Genomic DNA, 7,380 nt, shown 5'->3' with positions numbered 1-7,380 from the left:
GCTACTTACCGCAAACGTGGACTATGGCTCAGGCAGCCGCGCTTCGCGAAAGCGATCCACAAGCGGTTGTACAAGCCGCAAAACAATCTATGGCAGTGCAAGTACAAGCCATGCTAACGCTGCAATCACGCGGAGCCGCAACAACTGACTACGGGAATAACATTCGCCAAATGGCCTTAGAAGAAGGGGTTAATAACGCCTTTGATTTCCCGGGTTTTGTTCCTGCCTATATTCGTCCACTGTTTTGCCAAGGCATAGGTCCATTCCGTTGGGTTGCGCTGTCTGGCGATCCTGAAGATATTTATAAAACAGACGCGAAAGTTAAAGAGCTTATCCCAGACGACCCACACCTTCACAATTGGTTAGATATGGCGCGCGAGCGCATTCAATTCCAAGGCCTGCCTGCTCGTATTTGCTGGGTTGGACTGAAGGACAGAGCGCGTTTAGCACGAGCATTCAACGAAATGGTCAAAAATGGAGAACTCAAAGCACCGATTGTGATTGGTCGTGATCACTTAGATTCTGGCTCTGTAGCCAGTCCAAACCGTGAAACGGAATCAATGATGGATGGTTCAGATGCAGTATCAGACTGGCCGTTACTCAATGCCTTGTTAAACACGGCTGGCGGTGCAACTTGGGTCTCGCTGCATCACGGCGGTGGTGTTGGTATGGGTTTCAGTCAACATTCGGGAGTCGTTATTGTGGCAGATGGCACAGACGAAGCAGACGCCCGTTTATCTCGCGTACTATGGAATGACCCAGGTACCGGTGTAATGCGTCATGCCGATGCCGGTTATGACATAGCCAAAGACTGTGCAAAAGAACAAAAACTAGATTTACCTATGCTGGAAGGAAAGTAAGTATGTACTCACTAAATTTAATCCCAGGCCAACTGACTTTAAACACGTTACGACAAATCAATCAACAGCCTGTTCATCTCAGCTTAGACGAGTCAGCGAAAGCCGCTATTGCTAACAGTGCTGACACAGTACAGCAAGTGATCCAAGAAGGACGCACCGTTTACGGCATTAATACGGGTTTTGGCTTACTGGCCAACACCAAAATTGCAAAAGACGAATTAGAGTTGCTACAACGCTCTATTGTACTGTCGCACGCAGCCGGTATTGGCGAGTTAATGGACGATAGCACCGTTCGACTCATGATGGTACTAAAAATCAACTCGCTCTCTCGTGGTTTCTCTGGGATCCGCTTGGATGTAATTGAATTCTTAGCGGCCTTGGTTAATGCCGAAGTCTATCCTTGTGTGCCCAAGAAGGGCTCCGTTGGAGCATCTGGCGATCTCGCACCACTATCGCATATGTGTTTACCGATCCTTGGCGAAGGCCAGGTTCGCTATCGTGGCGAGCTTATCGATGCCATCGATGGGTTAAAAATAGCAGGACTTGAACCACTTACTTTAGCTGCAAAAGAAGGCCTCGCACTACTTAACGGTACACAAGCATCTACAGCCTTTGCACTGCAAGGTCTTTTCAGAGCTGAAGATCTTTATGCGCAAAGCTGTGTCGTTGGTTCAATGAGCATTGAAGCGGCTATGGGCAGCCGCTCGCCATTTGATGCGCGTATTCACGAAGTCCGTGGTCAGCAAGGCCAAATCGACACCGCACTGGCGTTTAGAGATATCTTACAAACTCGCTCAGAAATAAGTGATGCTCATGTTGATTGTGAAAAAGTACAAGATCCTTATTGCTTGCGTTGTCAACCACAGGTGCTTGGTGCCTGTTTAACTCAGATCCGCCAGGCCGCTGAGGTGATCCTTGTAGAATCCAATGGGGTAACAGATAACCCGCTGGTATTTGCTGATGCTGGAGATATTATTTCTGGCGGCAACTTCCATGCAGAACCTATCGCGATGGCGGCTGATAACCTAGCGCTAGCCATTGCTGAAATTGGTGCATTGGCTGAACGTCGTATCGCACTGCTTATTGATTCGAGCTTATCAAAACTACCTCCCTTCTTAGTTAACAATGGCGGTGTAAACTCGGGCTTTATGATTGCGCAAGTCACTGCTGCGGCACTGGCCTCTGAAAACAAAACACTCGCACATCCTGGCAGTGTTGACAGCCTCCCAACCTCGGCAAACCAAGAAGACCATGTTTCCATGGCAACCTTTGCGGCAAGACGCTTACAGGAAATGGCTGACAACACCCAAGGTGTACTCGCAGTTGAATATCTTGCTGCAGCGCAGGGGTTAGATTTTAGAGCGCCACTTAAGCCATCTGACAAAGTGGCTACAGCTCAGCAAATATTACGAGCAGTCGTGAGCTTTTATGACAAAGATAGGTATTTTGCACCGGATATTGAAAGTGCTAATGCGTTACTGGGTCAAGCTGCACTGGCGCACTTGCTACCAGCACAACTCTTACCTTCAGCCTAACTCAGATTCATTAACAATGGGATGATGGTAGGCAAAGCCGAGTTCGGTAATACGCTCGGCTTTAATAATACGCGATTCCTCTTTTGACGAAGCGAAACTTGGCATCTCATTCCCTAACTTTTCACAGTGATATTGATAAAACGCCTGTCTCGTGGGGTGTGCTGGATAGCAAACATTATAAATGTCTGCAGCATCCTGCCACTGCGCGATCACGGTATTGATTGCAGTAACAACATCGCCCCGGTGAACCATATTCACTCTACCATTCGCTGAGCTAGACAAAGTCTTTCCTACTACAAATCGCCCAGGCTCCCTATCCGGACCTTGAAGACCTGCTAAGCGTACAACCTTGCCGCCTGCGTTAAGCACCATCTCTTCAGCAGTTCTAAGTATATCAACACGCCTGTTGGCTTTATCCGCTAACTTACCTTGTTCATCATACTCACCATTTTCGGTGCTATAAACCCCAGTGGTCGAACACAATAAGAAGCCTGCTGCTGACATCTTCTTTGCAAGTAACAATACCTGCTCTAGCGTTTCTAAATAGTTACTATCAACATGCCTAGCTCTTGGTGGGATCGCACATACCCAATACGCGTCGTGTAAAGAAATAGAGTGCGCTAAAGTCCCATTTTCAGTTAAGGCCAGCTGCCTTGACCAGCTATGCATCTTGTTTGCTTGGGTTCTGGTGCCTTCGACTTGCCACCCTTGAAACTCGGCTTCGCGACACAACGCTGCACCGAGCCAACCCGCGCCCAGTACGACTAAACTACGATTTAATACTTTCATATGGATATTGCCTTAACCAGGAAGTTACCTTGTATTATCTATGTAAAAGAAGTTAACGCAAACGGTGGCGTTCTCTTTTTATCTATGGTTTGATTACCGCTTGCATAAGCTAAAAATAAGAACTGTCATGCTTGAGAATTTATCCCTTAGAAAGAAAATATTGCTGCTAATTGGCGGCACCATTTCCGTATTATTAATTATCGCATCAAGCTTTTTCGTCAGCCATATTGCAACGCTCTCTCGAGATGGTATTGAGCGAGAAACGCAAAGCTATATTCAAGCCGAAAAATTAGCGATGGAAGCATTTTTTGGCCAATACGGCAAAGTAGTTGAAACCTTTGTTTCTACGCCTCACAACATTCATTGGTTTGAAAATTACAATACTCGTGGCGCCGATCTGACTAAAGATAAAGACTATCAAGAGGTCAATGAAGACTTAGTTAGAATCGCCAAGGGTGATGACAATATTCTCTCAGCCTTTATTGCCTCAGCAAACACCGGTGAATATTTTAAAGAAAATGATCGTACCTCAGCATATTCAGATGGCAGACCTTACTATGCTTATAAACGCCCATGGTGGCAAGATACGCTTGATGTAGGTAAATTGTATGTCGGTCCAATTGCAACCGATATCAATACCGGTGCGGTGTCTGCAGTGATCCGTCAACCTATCTACAATAACAGCGGTAAACTCGTCGCTATGGGTGGCGTCGACTTACAGATCAATAAATTGAACGATATGGTTGAACGTATCAAATTTCAAGATAAAGGTTTTGGCTTTTTGCTCGATGGTGATTTAAATGTTGTGCATTTATCCAAGCGTACTGGTCATTCACTCTCTACCACTGATGAAGGCGAGAAAGGCAAAGAAGGTTTAGATGGCCTTGAATCTCAGTTTGCCAATACATCAGGCTTTGACGATCTGAATGCCGCTATCAAACGTAACCCCGTTGGCAATAGTACGGTCACGTTCAAAGGGGAAGCGTATTATGTTGTTTATGACAATGTCAAATTAGACAACCCCCTATTAAATTGGCACGTTGGCCTACTCATTCCGGTGTCGCTGATCGAAGCGCCGGTGAATGACGCCGTAATGAGCACAATCACAGCCTTGATTATTATCTTAGCCATTATCGTGGCAATGATCTTACTCGCCACGCAAATGATCACTAAGCCGATTGTAGCGCTTACCGAAACCATGCGAGACATCGCATCAGGTGAAGGCGACCTGACTAAACGTATCGATATCACCAGTAAAGATGAAGTTGGTCAACTCGCGCTGCATATGAATACCTTCATCGATAAACTTAGAGCAATGATGCTCGATACCGCAGCACAAGCTGAGCAATTAAGTAATGCTTCCGCCCAATTGCGTGAAGTATCAAACAATACTAACAGTGAGATTCAGCGCGAAAAGGAACAGGTAGATAGCGTAAGCGCGGCAGTGACCGAGATGGCAGCTACAGTGACTGAAATCTCACGTAATGCACAAGAGACCAACCAAGCCGCTGATGTCGTGCAACGTATTACCAATGAAGGTGCGGGACGTTCATCACAAGCTCAAGAAGTCATGACTGAACTTGCACTTCATATTGGTGAGGCTGCAAAAGTGGTTGCCGGACTTGAACAAGAAACCAGTAACATAGGTGCCGTTATCGATGTGATTAACGGTATTGCTGAACAAACGAACTTACTGGCACTCAATGCTGCCATAGAAGCCGCCAGAGCGGGCGAGCAAGGTCGAGGCTTTGCGGTGGTTGCTGATGAAGTCAGATCGCTTGCAAGCCGCACGCAAGAGTCTACCGATGACATCCGCAATATGATCTCTCGTTTACAGCAAATTGCCCAACAAGCTTCAGTGATGATGCAGCAAGGTCAAGACCGTGCAGAGGGGACCGTGGAGGAAACTCAGGCCGTGCTGGATGCCTTGAAAGAAATCACAGAGTCGGTCACAACAGTACAAGACCAGAGTCATCAAATTGCGACATCAACAGAGCAGCAAACCGTTGTGGCAGAAGATATTAACAATAGTCTTAACCAAATAAATGAACTCGTTAATAGCACTGCCAACCACGCCAATGTACTGGCAGATGAAGCCCGCGACTTGAACGACTTAGCCAAGGCACTGAACTCAACGGTCAACCAATTTAAGCTTTAATCAAACACTAAAACACGTCGCAATCGCGGCGTGTTTTGATCTGAGGCAAATCTAACCCAGACGGTAAAAAGTACACTGATACACTAATAAAACTCGAGAGTGCGTATCGTGATTAATTTACCTATTTGGAATGATTCCCTTATCAACAAGTACAATATATCTGGTCCTAGATATACCTCATATCCAACGGCCCTGTCGCTTGAGTCTGGTTACAGCCAAAACGAATTACAAGCTGCTATTACAGGCTCTAAATCTCGCTCACTCTCGCTGTATATTCATATCCCTTTTTGTCATCAACTATGCTACTACTGTGGCTGTAATAAAATCATTACTCGTCATCAATCCAAAGCTGACGTTTACCTCGATTACTTAGCACAAGAAATCGCAGCAAAAGCACCGCTATTTTCTGAGTATTGTGTTGAACAACTTCATTTAGGCGGTGGGACACCAACTTTCTTAACTACAGAGCAAATGACACGTCTAATCGAAATGCTGAATAGTGCATTTAACTTCTCTCAAAGTGCACAACGTGGTATTGAAATAGACCCAAGATCACTTGCGCCAAATATGATGCGCCATCTATATGAGCTTGGATTTAATCGTGTGTCTTTTGGCGTACAAGATTTTAATGATGAAGTGCAAGCCGCGGTAAACCGCCCACAGCATCTAGACGAAGTGCTGGCCATCTTAACTGAAGCGAGAACGCTCGGTTTTAAATCTATTAATATGGATATGATCTATGGGCTACCATTCCAAACGGTAGAGAGCTACAAGCAAACGATTGAGCAACTTATCGCGCTTTCTCCCGATAGAGTCTCTGTATTTAACTATGCCCATCTTCCAGATAGATTTGCAGCACAGCGAAAACTAAAAGAAGCCGACATGCCAAGTGCGGGAGAAAAACTTGAGATCTTTAAGCAAACACTGGAACAGATGACCACCGCAGGGTATCAATTCATCGGCATGGATCACTTCGCTAAAAAAGACGATGAGCTGGCTATGGCGCAAAATGAAGGGCATCTACACCGTAATTTTCAGGGCTATACCACTCATGGCGAGTGCGACCTATTAGGCCTTGGTGTGTCATCCATTTCCCAAATAGGTCATATGATCTTACAAAATGAAAAAGAGTTAAAACTTTATTATCAGGCTTTAAGTGATAAAAGATGTGCGATCACTAAAGGGATAACCTTAAGTGGTGATGATGAAATACGCGCGGCTGTGATCAAACAGCTTATTTGTCACTTTGAATTAGATAAAAAGGTGTTCGAGCAACGTTATGATATAAATTTTGACGAATATTTCCTTCAAGCACTTAACGCACTAGAGCCGCTAGCTGCTGATGGACTGGTAGAACTGAATGAACACACTATAAAAGTCACCAGTAGCGGTAATTTATTTATTCGCATTATTTGTATGTGTTTTGATGCCTACCTACAAAACCAAGTAAAAAACACCCGCTTCTCTCGCGTTATTTAACCACTTTACCCTCTCAAAGTTACAACAAACTTAGCCATTCGATATATCGAATGGCTAAGTTTTTGGATAACAGAGCTGTCGAATAGCGCTTCGCTTATCCTAATCGATGGGTACACCACCTCCGACCATACTGCGTGCTGATGTGGTGGTAGGAGTGAGCTTGCCTCGCGATGTGTTGATTGCTTGTGATATGTTCTTTTCAAATCCCGCATAGCAAAAAACCCATCACATTGCTGAAACTGGTTTTGAAGTATATGGATGTTCGAATGTCGATGAAGTGCATGGATGAACGCTTTTCATCAACCTCGTATTTGGCCCAGGTTCGCTACGAAGTAGGATGTTCTCATTTTTTAAATAGAGAGTCACATGGGAAGCCCAACAGCTCGGTGGGTAAACTACCTCCGACCATACTGCTCAGTGCTGATGCTGTAGTAGGAGCGAGTTTACCTCGCGAGATTTTTAAATCTCAAATCTCTATACCCCAAACAGCAAAAAAGCCCGACTCTCTCGAATCGGGCTTTCTCTAATAAGGCCCTGACGATGTTCTACTTTCACATGG

At 45.2% G+C, this 7,380-nt stretch carries 4 protein-coding genes and 1 pseudogene (1 of these 5 only partly in view); 4 read left to right on the top strand and 1 reads right to left on the bottom strand.

Annotation, left to right across the window (positions count from 1 at the left end; translation table 11 throughout):
- Positions 1-860 (top strand): annotated as a pseudogene (gene hutU / locus CKO50_RS00675) (urocanate hydratase) (it extends 815 nt beyond the left edge of the window).
- Positions 861-862: 2 nt separating this feature from the next.
- Positions 863-2,395, top strand: a complete 1,533-nt coding sequence (hutH, locus tag CKO50_RS00670; protein WP_095726609.1) for a histidine ammonia-lyase — start codon at positions 863-865, stop codon at positions 2,393-2,395.
- On the opposite strand, the gene CKO50_RS00665 is transcribed toward hutH, so the two are convergent.
- Positions 2,387-3,184 carry an NADP-binding protein gene (locus CKO50_RS00665; protein ID WP_095726608.1) on the bottom strand — a complete coding sequence of 266 codons (798 nt, stop codon included), beginning with the start codon at positions 3,182-3,184 and terminating at the stop codon, positions 2,387-2,389. The two genes, hutH and CKO50_RS00665, sit on opposite strands and share 9 nt — an antisense overlap.
- A gap of 127 nt (positions 3,185-3,311) precedes the next feature.
- On the opposite strand from CKO50_RS00665, the gene CKO50_RS00660 reads away from it, so the two are divergent.
- Both CKO50_RS00660 and hemN read left to right on the top strand, forming a co-directional pair.
- Positions 3,312-5,342, top strand: a complete 2,031-nt coding sequence (locus CKO50_RS00660) for a methyl-accepting chemotaxis protein (RefSeq protein WP_095726607.1) — start codon at positions 3,312-3,314, stop codon at positions 5,340-5,342.
- 108 nt (positions 5,343-5,450) lie between these two features.
- Positions 5,451-6,821: an oxygen-independent coproporphyrinogen III oxidase gene (hemN, locus tag CKO50_RS00655; protein ID WP_095726685.1), complete on the top strand. Its 1,371-nt coding sequence runs from the start codon at positions 5,451-5,453 to the stop codon at positions 6,819-6,821.
- Positions 6,822-7,380 lie beyond the last annotated feature (559 nt).

It is taken from the genome of Pseudoalteromonas sp. HM-SA03 (genome assembly GCF_002289345.1).
Lineage (GTDB): Bacteria > Pseudomonadota > Gammaproteobacteria > Enterobacterales > Alteromonadaceae > Pseudoalteromonas.
This window is presented reverse-complemented; position numbering and strand designations above follow the sequence as displayed.